Source organism: Pantoea sp. CTOTU46764, from assembly GCF_031974595.1.
Lineage (GTDB): Bacteria > Pseudomonadota > Gammaproteobacteria > Enterobacterales > Enterobacteriaceae > Pantoea > Pantoea trifolii.
The window spans coordinates 1-17,459 of the sequence record NZ_DALYOQ010000003.1; the positions used below are offsets into that span (position 1 = coordinate 1).

Annotated in this window: 19 protein-coding genes and 1 other RNA gene; 13 read left to right on the forward strand and 7 right to left on the reverse strand. The window is 55.1% G+C overall.

Annotated elements, in window-relative coordinates; translation table 11 throughout:
• Nucleotides 1–553 (forward strand): S16 family serine protease (locus RTM06_RS01745; RefSeq protein ID WP_312179522.1); only part of this gene is annotated, 553 nt, incomplete at its 5' end.
• Here the strand turns inward: RTM06_RS01745 and RTM06_RS01750 are convergent.
• On the reverse strand, nt 523–852 hold the full coding sequence (locus RTM06_RS01750) for a hypothetical protein (protein WP_312179727.1): 330 nt from the start codon (nt 850–852) through the stop codon (nt 523–525). The two genes, RTM06_RS01745 and RTM06_RS01750, sit on opposite strands and share 31 nt — an antisense overlap.
• Here RTM06_RS01750 and hupB point away from each other — a divergent pair.
• The 4 genes from hupB to RTM06_RS01770 all read left to right on the forward strand — a co-directional run bounded on the left by hupB (nt 767) and on the right by RTM06_RS01770 (nt 4,118).
• Complete coding sequence (hupB, locus tag RTM06_RS01755) at nt 767–1,039, forward strand: nucleoid-associated protein HU-beta (RefSeq protein ID WP_036648244.1); 273 nt, start codon at nt 767–769, stop codon at nt 1,037–1,039. The genes RTM06_RS01750 and hupB overlap by 86 nt on opposite strands.
• Before the next feature lie 237 nt (nt 1,040–1,276).
• Nucleotides 1,277–3,145 (forward strand): peptidylprolyl isomerase, encoded by a 1,869-nt coding sequence (gene ppiD / locus RTM06_RS01760; protein WP_154191760.1) that lies wholly within the window; start codon nt 1,277–1,279, stop codon nt 3,143–3,145.
• A gap of 140 nt (nt 3,146–3,285) precedes the next feature.
• The gene (locus RTM06_RS01765) at nt 3,286–3,609 is read left to right on the forward strand and encodes a ComEA family DNA-binding protein (protein ID WP_008103924.1); all 324 of its coding nucleotides are present in this window, start codon (nt 3,286–3,288) and stop codon (nt 3,607–3,609) included.
• 101 nt (nt 3,610–3,710) lie between these two features.
• Nucleotides 3,711–4,118 (forward strand): YbgC/FadM family acyl-CoA thioesterase, encoded by a 408-nt coding sequence (locus RTM06_RS01770; RefSeq protein ID WP_256695802.1) that lies wholly within the window; start codon nt 3,711–3,713, stop codon nt 4,116–4,118.
• 37 nt (nt 4,119–4,155) lie between these two features.
• Here the strand turns inward: RTM06_RS01770 and queC are convergent, their stop codons facing one another.
• On the reverse strand, nt 4,156–4,851 hold the full coding sequence (queC, locus tag RTM06_RS01775; RefSeq protein WP_256695804.1) for a 7-cyano-7-deazaguanine synthase QueC: 696 nt from the start codon (nt 4,849–4,851) through the stop codon (nt 4,156–4,158).
• A 26-nt stretch (nt 4,852–4,877) separates the two neighbouring features.
• Nucleotides 4,878–6,593: an SgrR family transcriptional regulator gene (locus RTM06_RS01780; RefSeq protein ID WP_312179532.1), complete on the reverse strand. Its 1,716-nt coding sequence runs from the start codon at nt 6,591–6,593 to the stop codon at nt 4,878–4,880.
• Between the two features lie 93 nt (nt 6,594–6,686).
• Here RTM06_RS01780 and cof point away from each other — a divergent pair, with 93 nt between their 5' ends.
• A complete protein-coding gene (gene cof, locus RTM06_RS01785; RefSeq protein ID WP_312179534.1) occupies nt 6,687–7,508 on the forward strand; it encodes an HMP-PP phosphatase in 822 nt (273 codons plus the stop codon).
• 34 nt (nt 7,509–7,542) lie between these two features.
• Here cof and RTM06_RS01790 read toward each other — a convergent pair whose 3' ends face one another.
• Entirely contained in the window at nt 7,543–8,577 is a 1,035-nt protein-coding gene (locus tag RTM06_RS01790; protein WP_312179536.1) for a PLP-dependent cysteine synthase family protein, read from the reverse strand.
• A 115-nt stretch (nt 8,578–8,692) separates the two neighbouring features.
• Here RTM06_RS01790 and RTM06_RS01795 point away from each other — a divergent pair, with 115 nt between their 5' ends.
• The 5 genes from RTM06_RS01795 (at nt 8,693) to amtB (ending at nt 14,636) form a co-directional block, all read left to right on the forward strand.
• Nucleotides 8,693–9,154: an Lrp/AsnC family transcriptional regulator gene (locus tag RTM06_RS01795; protein WP_312179538.1), complete on the forward strand. Its 462-nt coding sequence runs from the start codon at nt 8,693–8,695 to the stop codon at nt 9,152–9,154.
• Between the two features lie 23 nt (nt 9,155–9,177).
• Nucleotides 9,178–10,947: a SmdA family multidrug ABC transporter permease/ATP-binding protein gene (locus tag RTM06_RS01800; RefSeq protein WP_179451704.1), complete on the forward strand. Its 1,770-nt coding sequence runs from the start codon at nt 9,178–9,180 to the stop codon at nt 10,945–10,947.
• Complete coding sequence (locus RTM06_RS01805) at nt 10,940–12,715, forward strand: SmdB family multidrug efflux ABC transporter permease/ATP-binding protein (RefSeq protein ID WP_312179541.1); 1,776 nt, start codon at nt 10,940–10,942, stop codon at nt 12,713–12,715. Before RTM06_RS01800 ends, RTM06_RS01805 begins: the two co-directional genes overlap by 8 nt.
• Nucleotides 12,716–12,974: 259 nt before the next feature.
• Entirely contained in the window at nt 12,975–13,313 is a 339-nt protein-coding gene (gene glnK / locus RTM06_RS01810) for a P-II family nitrogen regulator (RefSeq protein ID WP_007886947.1), read from the forward strand.
• Nucleotides 13,314–13,346: 33 nt separating this feature from the next.
• Entirely contained in the window at nt 13,347–14,636 is a 1,290-nt protein-coding gene (amtB, locus tag RTM06_RS01815) for an ammonium transporter AmtB (RefSeq protein WP_008103907.1), read from the forward strand.
• A gap of 71 nt (nt 14,637–14,707) precedes the next feature.
• Here amtB and tesB read toward each other — a convergent pair whose 3' ends face one another.
• Nucleotides 14,708–15,571, reverse strand: a complete 864-nt coding sequence (gene tesB, locus RTM06_RS01820; protein WP_312179544.1) for an acyl-CoA thioesterase II — start codon at nt 15,569–15,571, stop codon at nt 14,708–14,710.
• A gap of 205 nt (nt 15,572–15,776) precedes the next feature.
• On the opposite strand from tesB, the gene RTM06_RS01825 reads away from it, so the two are divergent.
• Nucleotides 15,777–16,334 carry a YbaY family lipoprotein gene (locus RTM06_RS01825; protein WP_256695812.1) on the forward strand — a complete coding sequence of 186 codons (558 nt, stop codon included), beginning with the start codon at nt 15,777–15,779 and terminating at the stop codon, nt 16,332–16,334.
• A gap of 181 nt (nt 16,335–16,515) precedes the next feature.
• Here RTM06_RS01825 and RTM06_RS01830 read toward each other — a convergent pair whose 3' ends face one another.
• Nucleotides 16,516–16,827: an MGMT family protein gene (locus RTM06_RS01830; RefSeq protein ID WP_312179547.1), complete on the reverse strand. Its 312-nt coding sequence runs from the start codon at nt 16,825–16,827 to the stop codon at nt 16,516–16,518.
• A 177-nt stretch (nt 16,828–17,004) separates the two neighbouring features.
• Here RTM06_RS01830 and ffs point away from each other — a divergent pair.
• An RNA gene (gene ffs, locus RTM06_RS01835) (signal recognition particle sRNA small type) lies at nt 17,005–17,101 on the forward strand.
• A gap of 129 nt (nt 17,102–17,230) precedes the next feature.
• On the opposite strand, the gene RTM06_RS01840 is transcribed toward ffs, so the two are convergent.
• The gene (locus RTM06_RS01840; RefSeq protein WP_007886938.1) at nt 17,231–17,449 is read right to left on the reverse strand and encodes an HHA domain-containing protein; all 219 of its coding nucleotides are present in this window, start codon (nt 17,447–17,449) and stop codon (nt 17,231–17,233) included.
• Nucleotides 17,450–17,459: the final 10 nt, after the last annotated feature.

A 17,459-nucleotide genomic window follows, 5' to 3' on the forward strand; every position in this document is an offset into this window, starting at 1 on the left:
GGCGTGGACGGAAGTGGGCGGCGATCTGCTGACCATCGAAACCGCCTGCGTGCCAGGTAAAGGTAAGCTGACGTATACCGGTTCGCTGGGCGAAGTGATGCAGGAATCGATTCAGGCGGCGCTGACTGTGGTGCGCGCGCGTGCAGAGAAACTGGGCATCAACGGTGATTTCTACGAGAAACGTGACATCCACGTGCACGTACCCGAAGGTGCGACGCCGAAAGATGGTCCGAGCGCCGGTATCGCCATGTGCACCGCGCTGGTGTCATGCTTAACCGGTAACCCGGTGCGTTCTGATGTGGCGATGACCGGTGAAATCACCTTGCGTGGCTTGGTTCTGCCGATTGGTGGCCTGAAAGAGAAGTTGCTCGCGGCACACCGTGGCGGCATCAAAACCGTGCTGATCCCGGACGAAAACAAGCGCGATTTGGAAGATATTCCACAGAACGTGATTGCCGATCTCGAGATTCATCCGGTGAAGCGTATTGAAGAAGTGCTGAACCTGGCACTGGAAAATGCGCCTTACGGCATGCAGGTTGCGACCGCAAAATAGTGATTAGCGACATAAACCGCTAAAAAGCGAAGCTGGCAGGCAAAATGGTGCTTGCCAGCTTTTTTTTGTGCCGCTAACTTAGTGGGCTGCTGGATCAACGATTGAGATGAATACCGTTGTTTCAGCTCCACAGGCTTGATATAACTGGCTGCGCGTTCGCACCGGGCGGGAAGCGCGGGTGCGATGTGAATAATAAAAGAGGGGATGAAGAGAGTGAATAAGTCACAGTTGATCGACAAAATTGCTGCAGATGCTGACATTTCTAAAGCAGCAGCGGGACGTGTTTTAGATGCATTCATGGACTCCGTTACCGAAGCTCTGAAAGGCGGAGATGAAGTGGCACTGGTTGGTTTCGGTACTTTCTCTGTACGTGAGCGTGCAGCTCGCACCGGCCGTAACCCACAAACGGGTAAAGAGCTCACCATTCCGGCTGGTAAAGTTCCGGGCTTCCGTGCAGGTAAAGCACTGAAAGATTCCGTCAATTAATGACCGCTGATACATCCATTGAAGCATTTTCTTCCGTGGATTGAGGACGCAAAAGCCGTTCTCATGTAACATACGGGCACATCATTTTTGATGTGCCTTTTTTATTCTTGATGCGCGACGATAGCCTTTGGTTGTTGTCTCCGCATGGTTGCCAACTGCCAGCCTGAACAGCAGTTGCACGATGATGACATCGTGTTAGAGCTTTACATTCACACTACAGCGGAGTGTTGTCATACCATGATGGACAATTTACGCGCGGCGTCGAATCATGTCGTGCTCAAGATTATTCTGGGATTGATCATCCTGTCTTTCGTACTCACCGGGGTGGGCAACTACCTGATCGGTGGCGGCGGTGATTATGCTGCCAAAGTGAACGGCCACGAGATCAGCCGTGCAGAGCTGGAGCAGGGTTTTAACAACGAGCGCAATCGTCAGCAGCAGATGCTGGGCGATCAGTTCTCGCAGTTAGCCAGCAACGAAGGCTATATGCAGCAGATGCGTCAGCAGGCGCTGTCGCAGCTGATTGATCAGGCGTTACTTGATCAGTACATCAAAGATCTGCACATCGGCATCAGCGATGATCAGGTAAAACAGGCGATCTTCAATCAGAAAGCTTTCCAGACCAACGGTAAATTCGACAACGCCAAATACAGCGGCCTGATCACCAGCATGGGCTTCACGGCTGATCAGTATGCCGAAGCGCTGCGCAAGCAGCTGGCGACGCAGCAGCTGATCAACGCGATTGCTAACACCGATTTCATGCTGAAAGGCGAAACCAGCAAGCTGGTGGATCTGGTGTCCCAGCAGCGTGAAGTGCGTCAGGCGGTGATTGATGTCAACGCGCTGGCGGCTAAACAAACGGTCAGCGACGACGAAGTCAGCCAGTATTACCAGCAGCATCAGAATAGCTTCATGGCGCCTGAGCAGTTCCGCGTGAGCTATATCAAAATGGATGCCGCAAGCATGCAGGAAACGGCCAGCGAAGCAGACATTCAGAGCTGGTACGATCAACACAAAGCGGATTATTCACAGCCACAGCGTAATCGCTACAGCGTGATTCAGACTAAGACGGAAGCCGATGCTAACGCCGTGGTTGATGCATTGAAGAAAGGCGAAGATTTCGCCGCGCTGGCGAAAAGCAAATCTATCGACCCAATCTCAGCCCGCAAAGGTGGCGATATGGGTTGGCTGGAGCCGAGCACCACGCCAGACGAGCTGAAAAACGCCAATCTGACGCAGAAAGGCCAGCTTTCCGGTGCCATCAAATCATCGGTTGGCTACCTCGTGGTGCGCCTGGATGACATCCAGCCGGAGCAGGTTAAACCGCTGGCCGATGTTCATGACATCGTTGCCGACAAAGTGAAGCAAGAGAAAGCGGTTGATGCTTTCTACAAAATTCAGCAGAAAGTGAGCGAAGCAGCCAGCAACGATAACGAATCGTTGGCGGGCGCGGCGCAGGCTTCTGGCCTGAAAGTGGTAGAAACCAATTGGATCACCCGCGATAACCTGCCAGACGAGTTGAACTTCGATCAGGTTAAGCAAGCCATCTTCAACGGTGGTTTAGTGGGCCAGAATGGTGCGCCGGGTAATAATTCCGACATCATTTCTGTGGATGGCGATCGTGCCTTTGTGCTGCGTATCAGCGAGCACAAACCGGAAGCGGTGAAGCCGTTGGATCAGGTGAAAGCGCAGATCGTTGACTCGCTGAAGCATGATAAAGCAACGCAGCAGGCAAAAGCGCAGGCAGACAAACTGCTGGCCGATTTGAAAGCCGGTAAAGCAGATGCACTGAAGGCTGCAGGCTTAACGCTCAGCGCCAGCAAATCGTTTGATCGCAATGCGCAGGATCCGGTGGCTCAGTCGGCCTTCAATCTGCCGCAACCTGCCGACAATAAACCGTCGTGGGGCGTGAGTGAAGATATGCAGGGCAATGTGGTGCTGATCGCGCTGGATAAAGTGAGCGCGGGCAACATGCCGCAGGCGCAGATCGATGAGATGGTGAAAGGCGTAACGCAAAATAACGCGCAAATTGCCTTTGAAGCGCTGCTGGAAAACCTGCGTAAAGAGGCGAAGATTAAGTACGGCGCCGCCGCACAAAACCAGTAAGCCTCACAAAAAAAGTTAAACCACTGCAATACCCGAAAGGCCGCTTATGCGGCCTTTTCCATTTCTGTGATTGTCCTTTTGAGCGTTGAATTGAGCTGTGACACCCTGCTGGTGCTGTCAAACACAAGGAGAAACACAGCATGGTGAAATCAACGTTTCAAGCTCTCTGCATTACGCTGGCGCTGGGCGGCGCAGTTTATACCACCGGACTGGCGGCTGCCGAAAGTCCCAGTGAAACGCAGGCGACGCAAGTCTCCACGCCAAACGAAGGACAGGTCAGCATCAATTCAGCCACAGCCGAACAGCTCGCAGCCGGTATGAACGGCATCGGACTGAAGAAAGCGCAGGCCATTGTCAGTTATCGCGAACAATACGGCCCGTTTACCGCCATTGAACAACTCAAGGAGGTGCCGGGTATCGGTAGCGCACTGATTGAGCGCAACAGCGCTCGGCTTAAACTGTGAAGCGTCTCGCGACTTTGAAGGATTGAAAAAGCCCGGATTCAGGCTGTGCTATGCTCTACAGGTCTTACCAGTTGTCATTCTCAGCCTGAACAGGAGCAATAATGCAAACCACAATTAAAGTGCGCGGTTATCATCTGGATGTTTATCAGCACGTGAATAACGCGCGCTATCTGGAGTTTCTGGAAGAGGCGCGCTGGCAGTGGCTGGAGGATGTCGATGCGTTTCATTGGCTGATGGAGCAGCAGCTGGCGTTTGTGGTAGTGAATATCAACATCAACTATCGTCGTCCGGCGGTATTGGGCGACGTACTGAACATTGAAAGTGAAGTATCTCAGCTCGGCGGTAAAAGCGGCATCATTACGCAGCGTGTCTTGCTGGCGAGTGATAATTCGGTGGTGTCGGATGCCGCACTGACCTTTGTCTGTATCGATTTGCGCACGCAAAAAGCGGTGCCGTTGGAAGGGGAGTTACACCAGCGTCTGGCATCGTTGATGGTCGAAAATGAATAACTGGCGCCGATGACGCCAGTTTACCCTGCGGTCTGAATCAGTTGAGGCCGCTTTTCTCTTTCATCGCTGCCATCACCGCTGACGCATTCGCCTGATAATCTGCCAGGCCACGGGCGCGAAGATGGCAGGCCGCGCATTCGCCGCAACCATCACCTTTTACGCCGTTATAGCAGGTAAGCGTTTCAGCGCGTACCAGCGGCAGCTGCTGCCAGTAATCGGCCAGCGCCCAGGTTTCGGCTTTGTTCAGCCACATCAGCGGCGTTTCAAAGCGAATATTGCGCGCCATGCCGAGGCTGACCGCGCTATTGAGTGCTTTAACAAACTCATCTCGGCAATCCGGATAGCCTGAGAAGTCGGTTTCGCATACGCCGGTGATCACCGCTTCAGCTTCCACCTGATAGGCATAAATGGATGCCAGCGTCAGGAACAGTATATTGCGGCCCGGTACAAAGGTACTTGGCAAACCGCTGGCGTTGGGATCGTAGGTCGGAACCGGAATGTTGTCGCGCGTCAGGCTGCTGACGGCTAACTCATTAAGCAGCGTAACGTCGAGAACTTTGTGCGCCCGTGCGCCAAGCTTGTGTGACAGTTCTGCCGCAACTTCGATCTCTTCACGATGGCGCTGGCCGTAATCAAAAGTAACGCAATGCACTTCATCATAGTGTTGCAGCGCCTGAATCAAACAGGTGGTGGAGTCTTGTCCGCCACTGAATACCACAACGGCTCGTTTCATTTTTTCTTCCCCAAAAATCAGTGCGCTTATGGTACTGGCTCGGACGCAGGCTGAACAGCGCTAGCTGTGGTTGGCGGCGGAATCCAGGCGCGGGTGAAATCAAACCAGCCCAGGCTATTCAGCTGAATGCCTTCCACGCCGGGCGGGGCAAATACCTGATAGCGATAGTTAAACAGCGGCAGTAAATGTCCGTCGCACATCAGCTGCTGAAACAGTTGCTGAGTCAGTTCGCTACGCTGCAATGCATCAGGCTGTTGGGCAATGGCGCTCAGCGGCGTTTGCAGGACCTGTTCACGCAGCGGATGCCAGACCGGATCGTTCTCCAGCCAGTTCATCAGCGTAAACAGCGGTGCATCGCCAATCAGCCGATCGCCCATCACCACATCGGCCTCACTGAGATCGATATCGTCGCGCCAGCTTTTTACGTCATGAAAGACGCAGGTGAGGGTGCAGCCGTGTTGTGCCAGCAGTGGAATCAACGCCTGCGCCATCACATGCAGTTCGACCGGCAGGTGGTAATGCAGCGTTAGCGTCGGCGGCAGTGAAATTCTCTCTCTTACTGCGCGCGGTACCGACCAGCCAGGCAGCAGTTCGTGGCTCGGTGTAATCAACCCCTCATCCAGTGGCAATTGCTGAATCACGCCGCTGCGCTGAATCAGGGCAATCAGCGATTGGGCCTGTTCGGCACTGAAGTGCGCAGAGATGCGTGGCGCCAGATAGCAAAATCCCAGGCTGATACTGCGATCAACCGGACGCAGCGAACCGAGCTCGTCAGGATCGCCAATGGCGATTTGCACCGGATGGCTGCAGCTGGTGCCGAGATCACGATCAAACAGCTGCGGCGTGATCCAGTATTCCATCCGCTGGATCAGCGGGCGCTGCAGATGCCAGCGCGCATGGCTCTCAAGCCGCACCATTTCGGCGGTGAAGTGCGTGAGTTTCCACGGCCCGCTACCGACATCGGCGAATTCAGGATGAGGTAACAGACAGAATTGGTGCGCCAGCCGCTGCGGCAGCCAGTAGTCGCTTTCACGCAATTGAATGTGTATCGCCAGCGGATGCGGTGCTTCAATCCGTTCAATCGCTGCCAGCAGCCGCGAGCCGCGGGGGGATAGCATGATCTGCTGCAGCTGCTCAACCAACTGCGCCGCCTGCACCGGTTCATCGTTATGCCAACTGAGCTGTGGGCGCAACCAGAAGTACCAGTCACTGCCGCTGGCATCGTGCTGCCAATGGTGCGCGATATCGCCTTCAACATCGTTATCGCGAAAGCGCGTAAGCCCGGAGAAAACCTGGCGCGCCAGATGTTGCTCGGCGCGTCCGGTTAGCTGTAGCGGACGCAGCGGCTCCATCGCGCGGTAATAAGGAATGCGTAGCACCGGCGATTGATTCTGCCACTGACCGCCCATTAGCGGCCGCAGCATTTTCACTAATCGCTCGGGATGCAGATCCAGCACCTGCAATGCCTGCACTGCCTCGCCAGCGTCGAGTTGCTGTGTTAACAGCTGCTGGCGCAGCTGCTCCGGCGACACCAGGAAAGTCAGCTCGCCCTGTTTGCCACGCCCGGATTCTCCGCGCCAGTTCAGCCAGCCGGCATCCTGCCACTGCCGCAGCAGCGTGCGCACATGGCGCTCGCTGCAAAAGCAGTGTTGCGCCATCGCAGCGACGCTGAGGCGTTGCGTTTCGCCGTGGCTGAGTTGCCACAGGCGCTGGAATTGATTAACCCGATGAAGTTCGCGCATCGCTAAACCCGGAACAGTTTTTTAAAAGTATTCACTATTAGTTCCGTAATTACCAGGCGATAGTAACTGCCTCACTCAGACAGGAGAATTCGCATGGCTCGCCTCGCGGCATTTGATATGGATGGCACGCTGTTACTGCCTTCGCACCGGTTAGGAAATGAAACGCTGACAAGCCTGCATGCGTTGCATCAGCGCGGTGTTACGTTGGCGTTTGCCACCGGGCGTCATCTTATGGATATGCAACGAGTACGCGAACAAATCACCTTGCCTGCCTGGCTGATTACCGGCAACGGCACGCGCATTCACGATCTGGAAGGCAATCAGCTTTACGGCTGCGATTTATCGCCATCAGTGGCGGAAGAGGTGATTCATACCCATTGGCAAACCCCCGCCTCGATTCATATTTTCAATGATGAAGGCTGGTTTACCGATAAACCGCTGATCGGTGCGCTGGAAGCGCATGCGATGAGCGGCTTCCACTATCAGCTGCGTAATTTGCGTCAGATGTCGGCGCATGAAGTCACCAAAATCTGTTTTATTGCGCCGCATGAAATGTTGCAGGTGTTAAGAAGTGAATTGCAGGATGCGTTTGGCGATCGGGCTAACATTTGTTTCTCAGCCTGGGATTGCCTGGAAGTGTTGCCGGTTGATTGCCATAAAGGCGCGGCGTTGGGACGTCTGTGCCAGCATCTTTCGCTGTCGCTGGCGGAGTGTATGGCGTTTGGCGATGCCATGAACGATCGCGAAATGCTGGAGCGCGTTGGCAGCGGTTTCATTATGGGCAACGCCATGAATCAACTGAAAGCGTCGTTGCCCCATTTACCGATTATCGGACATTGCGAGACACAGGCGGTGTCTCACTACCTTAATCACTGGATGACCACACCACACCTCGATTATTCCCCCGAATGCTGAGGCTTACAGTGAACCGGACAGGACGTCCGGTTTTTTATTGTAGCTCATGCACCCACGGCGCGATGTCGCCGATATTCTGCTCTACCCACTGCGCATTGTAATAGGTGTCCGGATAGCGCTCGCCGCTGTCACATAGCAATGTCACCAGAGAACCCTGCTCGCCGTTTTCCCGCATGCGTTTTGCCACCTGCATCATGCCCCAGAAGTTGGTGCCGGTTGAGGCGCCAGGACGACGTCCAAGCACCTTTTCCAACTGCAGCATCGCGGCGATGGTCGCGCCATCCGGCACTTTCATCATCTCGTCAATAACGTCGGGTAGAAACGACGGTTCGACGCGCGGACGACCAATGCCTTCTATCAGGCTGCCGCGTTCGCTGCGCAACGTTTTGTCGCGGCTTTGCCAGTAGTCAAAGAACACCGAATGCTGCGGATCGACCACCAGCAGGCGCGTGTCATGGCCCTGATAGCGGATATAGCGGCCCAGCGTTGCCGAGGTGCCGCCGGTACCGGCGCTCATGATCACCGTATGCGGCACCGGAAACGGTTCGTGTGACATCTGGCGGAAAATGCTTTCGGCGATATTGTTGTTGCCGCGCCAGTCGGTGGCGCGCTCGGCGTAGGTGAACTGGTCCATAAAGTGGCCATTCAGTTCACGCGCTAAACGCTCGGATTCGCTGTACAGCTGGCAGGGATCGGCAACGAAATGGCACTCGCCACCGTAAAAACCAATCATCTCGATTTTGCGTTTTGCGGTGCTGGCCGGCATTACGGCGATAAACGGCAAACCAAGCAGGCGCGCGAAGTAAGCTTCCGATACCGCAGTACTGCCGGAAGAGGCTTCAATGATCGGCGTATCTTCATGGATCCAGCCGTTTGCCAGGCCATAGAGAAACAGGGAACGCGCCAGGCGATGTTTTAAGCTGCCGCTGGGATGCGTGCTTTCATCTTTGAGATAGAAGTGAATGCCAGGAAAATCATCCAGCTTAAAGCGGATCAAATGCGTATCCGCCGAGCGCTGAAAATCGGCGTTAATTTCATTGATGGCGTGGCGAACCCAGGGCGTTTGCATGTGGTATTTCCGTAATCATTATTGCGCACAGTGTAAGGCACTGGCAGGAAAAAGAGGTTGCTAAAACCGCGCTATAATGGCGAGATTAGAGAAAAATTTTCTCCCGGAGTGGCAAATGTTAGATAAAACTGACCGCACTTTGCTGGCAATGCTGCAGCAGGATTGCACCTTGTCGCTGCAGACGTTGGCCGATGCGGTGAACCTCACCACCACGCCGTGCTGGAAACGCCTGAAAAAACTGGAAGATGATGGCATTATTCGTGCGCGCGTGGCGCTGGTGGACGGCGAAAAAATCGGTCTGTCGCTCACTGCCTTTATGTTTGTCAAAACCCAGCAGCACAGCAGCGAGTGGTTTAAGCAATTTGTCGCCGTGGTGCAGCAAATGCCGGAAGTGATGGCGTTTTATCGCATGGCGGGCGAGTACGATTATTTGCTGCGCATTCAGGTCGCGGACATGAAGAGTTATGACCGCTTTTATAAGCGTCTGGTGAACGGCGTGCCAGGACTGATGGATGTGACCTCCAGTTTTGCCATGGAAGAGATTAAATACACCACCGCCTTGCCGGTAGCGCCCTAGCGGGCACAGAAAGAGACACGCTTGTGCAATTATTCAGCCAGTTAAGTTGGTATTTCCTGCGCGAGTGGCGGCGATATCTGGGCGCCGTCAGCTTGCTGATCGTTATTGCCTTACTGCAATTACTGCCGCCGCACGTGGTTGGCGTGATTGTCGACGGCGTTACCCAGCATAATTTAAGCGCCGGGCAGATCTTTATGTGGATCGGCGTGATGCTGGTGACGGCGGTGATCGTCTATCTGCTGCGCTACGTCTGGCGCGTGCTGTTGTTTGGCGCATCCTACCAATTAGCCGTTGAGCTACGTGAAGATTTCTATCGTCAGCTCAGTCGTCAGCATCCGGCATTTTATCTGCGTCATCGCACCGGCGATCTGATCGCCCGCGCCACCAATGATGTGGATCGCGTGGTGTTTGCCGCCGGTGAAGGCGTGCTGACGTTGGTGGATTCGCTGGTAATGGGATTGGTGGTGCTGATTGTGATGAGCACCCAAATCAGCTGGGAACTGACGTTACTGGCGCTGATCCCGATGCCGATTATGGCCTTCGCCATTCAGAAAGATGGCGCACGCCTGCATCAGCGTTTCAAAGTGGCGCAGGCGGCGTTCTCCAGCCTGAACGATCAAACCCAGGAAAGCCTGACCAGCATTCGCATGATCAAAGCCTTTGGCCTCGAAGATCATCAGTCGCAGCAGTTTGCTGGCATCGCTGCCGATACCGGCAAGAAAAACCTGCATGTAGCGCGCGTGGATGCGCGTTTTGATCCGATCATCTATATCGCCGTTGGCTTCTCCAACCTGCTGGCGATTGCCGGTGGCGGCTGGATGGTGTGGAACGGCAGCTTGACGCTCGGGCAGCTTACCAGCTTTGTGATGTACCTCGGCCTGATGATTTGGCCGATGCTGGCGCTGGCGTGGATGATCAACATCGTTGAGCGCGGCAGTGCGGCGTGGAGTCGTATCCGCTCCTTGCTGGCGGAAGCACCTGCAGTTGAAGATGGCGCGCAAGTGTTGCCACCCGAACCTGGCGTAATGCAGGTTGCCATTCGTGAGTTTCGCTATCCGGCCAGTTCTGGTCCGGTGCTGAGCCATGTTAACTTCCAGCTAAAACCGGGCCAGATGCTCGGCTTATGCGGGCCAACCGGCTGCGGCAAGAGCACGCTGCTAAGCCTGATTCAGCGCCACTTCGACATCGATCAGGGCGATATTCGCTACCACAATACGCCGCTGCCGCAATTGCGACTCGATAGCTGGCGCAGTCGGTTGGCGGTGGTCAGCCAGACGCCGTTCCTGTTCTCCGACACTATCGCTGCCAATCTGGCGCTGGGCCGCCCCAATGCGACGCAGCAAGAGCTGGAGCGCGTGGCAACCATGGCCTGCGTGCACGACGATATACTGCGCCTGCCACAAGGTTATGAGACCGAAGTGGGCGAGCGCGGCGTGATGTTATCGGGCGGGCAGAAGCAGCGTATTGCGATTGCACGCGCGTTGCTGCTGAATGCGGAAATCCTGATTCTGGATGATGCGCTGTCGGCGGTTGATGGTCGCACTGAACATGACATCCTGCATAACCTGCGCCAATGGGGCAAAGGGCGCACCTTGATTATCAGCGCGCATCGTCTTTCGGCACTCACCGAAGCCAGCGAAATTCTGGTGCTGCAGCAGGGCGCCGTGGCGCAGCGTGGCGATCATGACACTTTGGCGGCCAAAGAGGGCTGGTATCGCGATATGTATCGTTATCAGCAGCTGGAAGCCGCGCTGGATGACGATGAAGTGGCAGAAGGAGCAAGCCGTGGCTAAATCACAACGTTTATGGCCGACGCTGAAACGTCTACTGGCGTATGGCAAACCGTGGCGTAAATCGCTGTGGCTGGCGGTCGGCATGCTGTGGATTGCTGCGGCGGCCGAAGTGACCGGGCCGGTGTTGGTGAGCTACTTCATCGATAATCTGGTGGCGAAACATCAGATGCCGTGGGGCATCGTCGCCGGCCTGCTGGTGGGCTTTATCCTGCTGCAATTGCTGGCTGCCGGTCTGCACTATTTTCAGGCATTGCTGTTTAACCGCGCGGCGATTGGCGTGGTGCAGCAATTGCGCGTAGATGTGATGAACGCGGCGTTGCGCCAGCCGCTTAGCGCCTTCGATACGCAGCCGGTCGGACAAATTATCTCGCGCGTTACCAATGACACCGAGGTGATCAAAGATCTCTACGTTACCGTGGTAGCAACGGTGTTGCGCGCCGCCGCGTTGATTGGTGCGATGCTGGTGGCGATGTTCTCCCTCGACTGGCGCATGGCGCTGGTGGCGATCGTAATTTTCCCGCTGGTGCTGACGGTGATGCTGATTTATCAGCGCTTCAGTACGCCGATTGCGCGTCGCGTGCGCAGCTATCTGGCGGACATCAACAACGGCTTTAATGAAGTGATCAACGGCATGAGCGTGATCCAGCAGTTCCGCCAGCAGGCGCGCTTTGGTGAGCGCATGGGCGAAGCCAGCCGTTCGCACTATCTGGCGCGGATGGAAACGCTGCGGCTGGATGGCTTTTTATTGCGCCCGTTGCTGAGTCTGTTTTCGGCCATGATTTTGTGCGGTTTGCTGATGCTGTTTAGCTTCGCCACGCCGGGCGTGTTTGAAGTCGGCGTGCTTTACGCCTTCATTACCTATCTTGGCCGCCTCAACGAGCCGCTGATTGAACTCACCACGCAGCAGTCGATGCTACAACAAGCTGTGGTGTCCGGCGAGCGCATCTTCGAACTGATGGATGCGGAACAGCAAGGTTATGGCAGCGATATTCAGCCGTTGGCTTCCGGCAGCATTTCGCTGCGCGATGTGAGCTTTGCCTATCGCGATAACCGCGATGTGCTCAGCAACATCAATCTTGAAGTGCCCGCGCGTCATTTTGTTGCGCTGGTGGGGCATACCGGCAGCGGGAAAAGTACGCTGGCGAATTTGCTGATGGGCTATTACCCGGTGACGCGCGGCAGCATCGAGCTGGATGGTCGCCCGCTGCCGCAGCTGTCGCACGCCGCCTTACGTCAAAGCGTTGCGATGGTGCAACAGGATCCGGTGGTGCTTGCGGATTCGCTACTGGCCAACGTGCGCTTAGGGCGCGATATCCCGGAAGAGCAAGTGTGGCAGGCGCTGGAGACGGTACAGTTGGCACCGCTGGCGCGCAGCATGGCGGACGGCATCCATACGCGTTTAGGCGAGCAGGGCAATAATCTGTCGGTTGGGCAGAAACAGCTACTGGCGCTGGCGCGCGTGTTGGTGTCATTGCCACAGATCCTGATCCTCGACGAAGCCACGGCCAATATCGATTCCGGTACGGAACAGGCGATTCAGCACGCGCTACGTGCATTACGCCAGCACAGCACGCTGGTGGTGATCGCGCATCGCCTTTCCACCATCACCGAAGCCGATCAGATTTTAGTGCTGCATCGCGGTCAGGTGGTGGAGCGCGGTACGCATGCTGAGCTGCTGGCCGAGCAAGGCCGTTACTGGCAGATGTATCAGCTGCAGCAAGCCGGCGATGAACTCGCGGCGGGCATCCCTGTACAAGCTGAAGGGTGAATTGCACCTTTTTTGCACAGTTTTATCGGAATGTTCTGTATTGATGCACTTCTTTGAGGCTTGAAGCACCAAAGAAGTGCAATATTGCAACACCTTTCCTATTCATCCTCCCCAATCTGCGCTGTGCTTCACATAACGAAGCGTGATGCAGCGCGCCTATGCTACTGACATTCCCCTTTTTTTATTTATGGCACAGCCTTTGCTTATATCCCTACGTGTCCGCGAAGACTCACTCAATTTCTTATCCGGAGGGGAACGTATGAAGCTGGTTACCGTGGTAATCAAACCATTTAAGCTGGAGGACGTGCGTGAAGCCTTATCCTCTATTGGCATTCAGGGACTGACAGTTACCGAAGTTAAAGGTTTCGGTCGCCAGAAAGGTCACGCAGAGCTTTATCGCGGTGCCGAGTACAGCGTTAACTTCCTGCCTAAAGTAAAAATTGATATCGCTATTGCGGACGACCAACTTGATGAAGTGGTCGATGTCATCAGCAAAGCCGCGTATACCGGCAAAATTGGCGACGGCAAGATTTTCGTCGCAGAACTGCAGCGCGTCATTCGTATTCGTACCGGCGAGACCGACGAAGCAGCACTGTAACTGGGGCTCTGAATTGTGATGGGATGGAAAGAAATGAATAAACTGATAACGAAGTTGGGCCTAACCAGCCTTGCGCTGTTACCTTCTCTGGCGATGGCGGCAGCGCCTGCCGTTGCGGATAAAGCCGATAACGCCTTTATGATGATCTGTACCGCGCTGGTACTGTTTATGTCGATTCCAGGCATTGCGCTGTTCTACGGCGGTTTGATCCGCGGTAAGAACGTGCTGTCGATGTTGACGCAGGTTGCAGTGACCTTCTCGCTGGTGTGCGTGCTGTGGGTGATTTACGGCTACTCGCTGGCCTTCAGTGAAGGCAACTCCTTCTTCGGTAGCTTCCAGTGGGCGATGCTGAAAAATATTGAGCTGAAAGCGGTGATGGGCAGCTTCTATCAGTACATTCACGTCGCGTTCCAGGCTTCCTTCGCCTGTATCACCGTCGGTCTGATTGTCGGTGCGCTGGCAGAACGTATTCGCTTCTCGGCGGTACTGATTTTCGTAGTGGTGTGGCTGACGCTGGCTTATCTGCCAATCGCACACATGGTTTGGGCAGGTGGCTTGCTGGCGCAAGATGGCGCGCTCGACTTCGCGGGCGGCACCGTGGTTCACATCAACGCCGCCGTTGCTGGCCTGGTGGGTGCTTACCTGGTGGGCAAACGTGCTGGTTTCGGCAAAGAAGCCTTCAAACCACACAACCTGCCGATGGTGTTCCTTGGTACCGCGATTCTGTATGTAGGCTGGTTCGGCTTCAACGCCGGTTCTGCTTCCTCCGCTAACGAAATCGCTGCGCTGGCGTTCCTGAATACCGTAGTGGCTACGGCGGGTGCGGTGCTGTCGTGGGTGTTCGGCGAGTGGGCGGTACGCGGTAAACCTTCTTTGCTCGGTGCGTGTTCAGGCTTCATCGCTGGTCTGGTGGCGATTACCCCAGCTTGTGGTTATGTCGGTGTCGGCGGCGCGCTGATTATCGGTCTGGCGGGTGGTTTAGCCGGTCTGTGGGGCGTAACGACCCTGAAGAAATGGCTGCGTGTTGATGACCCATGTGATGTGTTCGGTGTGCACGGCGTGTGTGGCATCCTCGGTTGTATCCTGACCGGCGTGTTCGCCTCCTCTTCACTGGGCGGCGTAGGCTACGCAGAAGGCGTGACCATGGGCCATCAGGTTTGGATTCAGCTGTTCAGCGTGGGCGTAACCATCGTCTGGACTGCGGTTGTGGCCTTCATCGGCTTCAAACTGGCGGATATGATTGTTGGCCTGCGTGTTCCGGAGGATCAGGAACGTGAAGGTCTGGATGTGAACAGCCACGGCGAGAACGCTTACAACCAGTAACCGTCGGGCTGAAGAAGAGCAGTGCGCTAAAATTATAAAAAGCAGAAGGGGCGATAATATCGCCCCTTTTTTTATACGTCGCGTTGGCGCATCACGCCTTCCTGCACCGTGGTCGCCACCAGTCTGCCATCCTGGGCATAAAACTCGCCACGCACAAAACCGCGCGCGCCCGAGGCGGAGGTACTCACCACGCTGTACAGCAGCCATTCAGATAAGTCGAACGGGCGATGGAACCACATTGAGTGATCGATGGTGGCAACCTGCATATCGGCTTCGAGGAAGCCTTTACCGTGCGGCTGCAGCGCCACCGGCAGGAAGTTCAGATCCGAGGCATATCCCAAAAGGTATTGATGGATACGACGATCAGTAGGTAACTCGCCGTTTGCACGAATCCACACCTGACGCAGAGGCTCATCAACGTGGCCTTTTAGCGGGTTATGAATCTGTACCGGACGAATATCCAGCGGACGCTCAGCGAGGAATTTTTCTTTCAGTTTGAGTGGCAGATGGGCGGCCAGCTTTTTTGCCAAATCCTGTTCCGATGGCAGATTATCTGGGCCCGGCACCTGCGGCATGCTGTTCTGGTGCTCGAAGCCGCTTTCAGGTGCCTGGAACGAGGCGGTCATGTAGAAGATCGGTTGGCCATTCTGTACCGCGCTGACACGGCGTGCGCTGAAGCTTTTGCCGTCACGCAGCGTTTCAACATCGTAAATAATGGCTTTTTGGCTATCGCCTGGACGCAGAAAGTAGCTGTGGAAAGAGTGAATGATGCGCTCTTCCGGCACCGTTTGTTTTGCGGCATATAGCGCCTGGCCAACCACCTGACCACCAAACACCTGGCGCAGACCAAGATCTTCGCTCTGACCACGAAACAGGCCTTCTTCCAGTTTTTCCAGATTTAACAAATTAAGCAGGTTGTGCAGTGCCTGACTCATAGCGGATTCCTCAGCGTGACTAATCGCGTCAGTGTGAAAGATCCGACCAGTTTCCGTCAATGATTTTGCCGCTATTTCAGCGGGCTGGAGGAGGGTTTAGGCGCAATGCCGATATTTGTGCCAGAATTAAGGTCATTCGGCGGCTGAAAAGCTAAGCAATGAATTTACCGCCGACAATCATAGTGTTCATAAGGAGACGACATCGATGAAACTCTGGCAAGTTATTAGCGGTATGACCCTGGCTGCGGCGATTACCGGTTGTGCGGACCACAGTAAGCCGGTAGCCACACCTACACTCGGCTCAGCGGTAGCGGGGCAGCAGGCCGCCATTGCGCAACCTAATGTTAGTGGTTCGGTGTATATCCGCCAGCGCATCGCGCTGCCACCGGATTCCGTGCTAACTGTGACGCTGTCTGATGCATCGCTGGCCGATGCGCCTTCGAAAGTGCTGTCGCAGCGCGTGGTGCGTACGGAAGGGAAACAGTCACCGTTCCAGTTTGTTCTGCCGTTCAATCCGGCTGACATCCAGCCGAACGCGCGCATTCTGTTAAGTGCGGCGATTTCAATTGATGGCAAGCTGGCGTTTATCACCGATACGGTGAAACCGGTGATTAATCAGGGCGGAACAAAAGCCGAACTGCTGTTGGTTCCGGTGACTAACGTCGCGATGCAAACCCAGCCGGGTGCCGCAACAACCGTGCCTTCGACTTCACCTACGCAGGTGACGCCATCGTCTTCGGTGCCGGCACCAACGAGTATGTAACTTCGATTGATGGGACGAGAGAGCGCCGGAAGTCATCATTGTTCCGTAAAGTCGCTGTCTCGTCCCTGATCGCTCGGCACACGCCATCCATGGCGTGTGACGCTTTACTCCACAACGATGACTTCCGGCGTGTTAAGTTCAGTGCGGTTTGTGGCGGGCTTGTGCGCGACATATCGCACCGCTAAATTTCCCAACGATACTTTTCCAGCTCAATCTCGCCAGCATCGCTCACTTCAATGCCTTCCGCTTCCAGCGCATCACGCTGACGAAACAGATCGTTGCCCTGCAGCGAAATCCTGCCGTGACGATTAATAACGCGAAACCAAGGTAACTTACTGCCTTCCGGCAAACGACGTAATACGCCACCTACCTGACGCGCCGCACGTGGCGATCCGGCCAGTTGTGCAACATCACCGTAAGTGGTGACCTTTCCTGGCGGAATGGCTGCGATGATTTGCCACACGCGCTCAGAGAAATTGTTTTGGTCGCTCATATGCGCACCTATTTTCAGCAGGAAAGGGCAAACTTTAGCATGCAGAAGGGTAGACATCAGCGCATTGCTGTGTGCTTGTGCAAGAAACCAACGGTTGTCGGGCCTGCGCTTGCAATTGCCAGGGGCATACTTGATAATGCCTGCGCTCTCGAAATGAGGGCTTGTCAATGGGGGCCCTGTTGGTTCTCCCGCAATGCTAACTTGTGAACTCGGTCAGATCCGGAAGGAAGCAGCCGCAGCAGGCGACGCGTGTGCCGGGATGTAGCTGGCAGGGCCCCCACCATTTTGTACCCGCCTACTACTACACAGAATTTTACGCACAGATAAATCTGGCAATCCTTTGCCTGTGAATCAATCCTTGATTAATACGATGATGGTGCAGATCGGCTGTTAGGGGAAAAACTTAGCGGACGAACTTCCAGACAGAAACCGGTACTTTATCGTAAAGCTTATTCATGGTCAGTTCAGCCAGACGATGATCGGCTGCCGAATAGAATACCGCGAGTTCATTATCAGGTAATTCATACTTGTTTTTTTCGATAACCCGTTCAAGGGTATCGATTGAGCGACAGCGGCGCAGTCGCATCAAATAATCTGTTTTGGTTAAGGCTTGGTTGCTCATAAATAAACCG

Coding starts and splice junctions, on each gene's coding strand:
- RTM06_RS01750 (WP_312179727.1), bottom strand. CDS start 852: ATGAATGCATCTAAAACACGTCCCGCTGCTGCTTTAGAAATGTCAGCA.
- ppiD (WP_154191760.1), top strand. CDS start 1,277: ATGATGGACAATTTACGCGCGGCGTCGAATCATGTCGTGCTCAAGATT.
- RTM06_RS01765 (WP_008103924.1), top strand. CDS start 3,286: ATGGTGAAATCAACGTTTCAAGCTCTCTGCATTACGCTGGCGCTGGGC.
- RTM06_RS01770 (WP_256695802.1), top strand. CDS start 3,711: ATGCAAACCACAATTAAAGTGCGCGGTTATCATCTGGATGTTTATCAG.
- queC (WP_256695804.1), bottom strand. CDS start 4,851: ATGAAACGAGCCGTTGTGGTATTCAGTGGCGGACAAGACTCCACCACC.
- RTM06_RS01780 (WP_312179532.1), bottom strand. CDS start 6,593: ATGCGCGAACTTCATCGGGTTAATCAATTCCAGCGCCTGTGGCAACTC.
- cof (WP_312179534.1), top strand. CDS start 6,687: ATGGCTCGCCTCGCGGCATTTGATATGGATGGCACGCTGTTACTGCCT.
- RTM06_RS01790 (WP_312179536.1), bottom strand. CDS start 8,577: ATGCAAACGCCCTGGGTTCGCCACGCCATCAATGAAATTAACGCCGAT.
- RTM06_RS01795 (WP_312179538.1), top strand. CDS start 8,693: ATGTTAGATAAAACTGACCGCACTTTGCTGGCAATGCTGCAGCAGGAT.
- glnK (WP_007886947.1), top strand. CDS start 12,975: ATGAAGCTGGTTACCGTGGTAATCAAACCATTTAAGCTGGAGGACGTG.
- amtB (WP_008103907.1), top strand. CDS start 13,347: ATGAATAAACTGATAACGAAGTTGGGCCTAACCAGCCTTGCGCTGTTA.
- tesB (WP_312179544.1), bottom strand. CDS start 15,571: ATGAGTCAGGCACTGCACAACCTGCTTAATTTGTTAAATCTGGAAAAA.
- RTM06_RS01825 (WP_256695812.1), top strand. CDS start 15,777: ATGAAACTCTGGCAAGTTATTAGCGGTATGACCCTGGCTGCGGCGATT.
- RTM06_RS01830 (WP_312179547.1), bottom strand. CDS start 16,827: ATGAGCGACCAAAACAATTTCTCTGAGCGCGTGTGGCAAATCATCGCA.
- RTM06_RS01840 (WP_007886938.1), bottom strand. CDS start 17,449: ATGAGCAACCAAGCCTTAACCAAAACAGATTATTTGATGCGACTGCGC.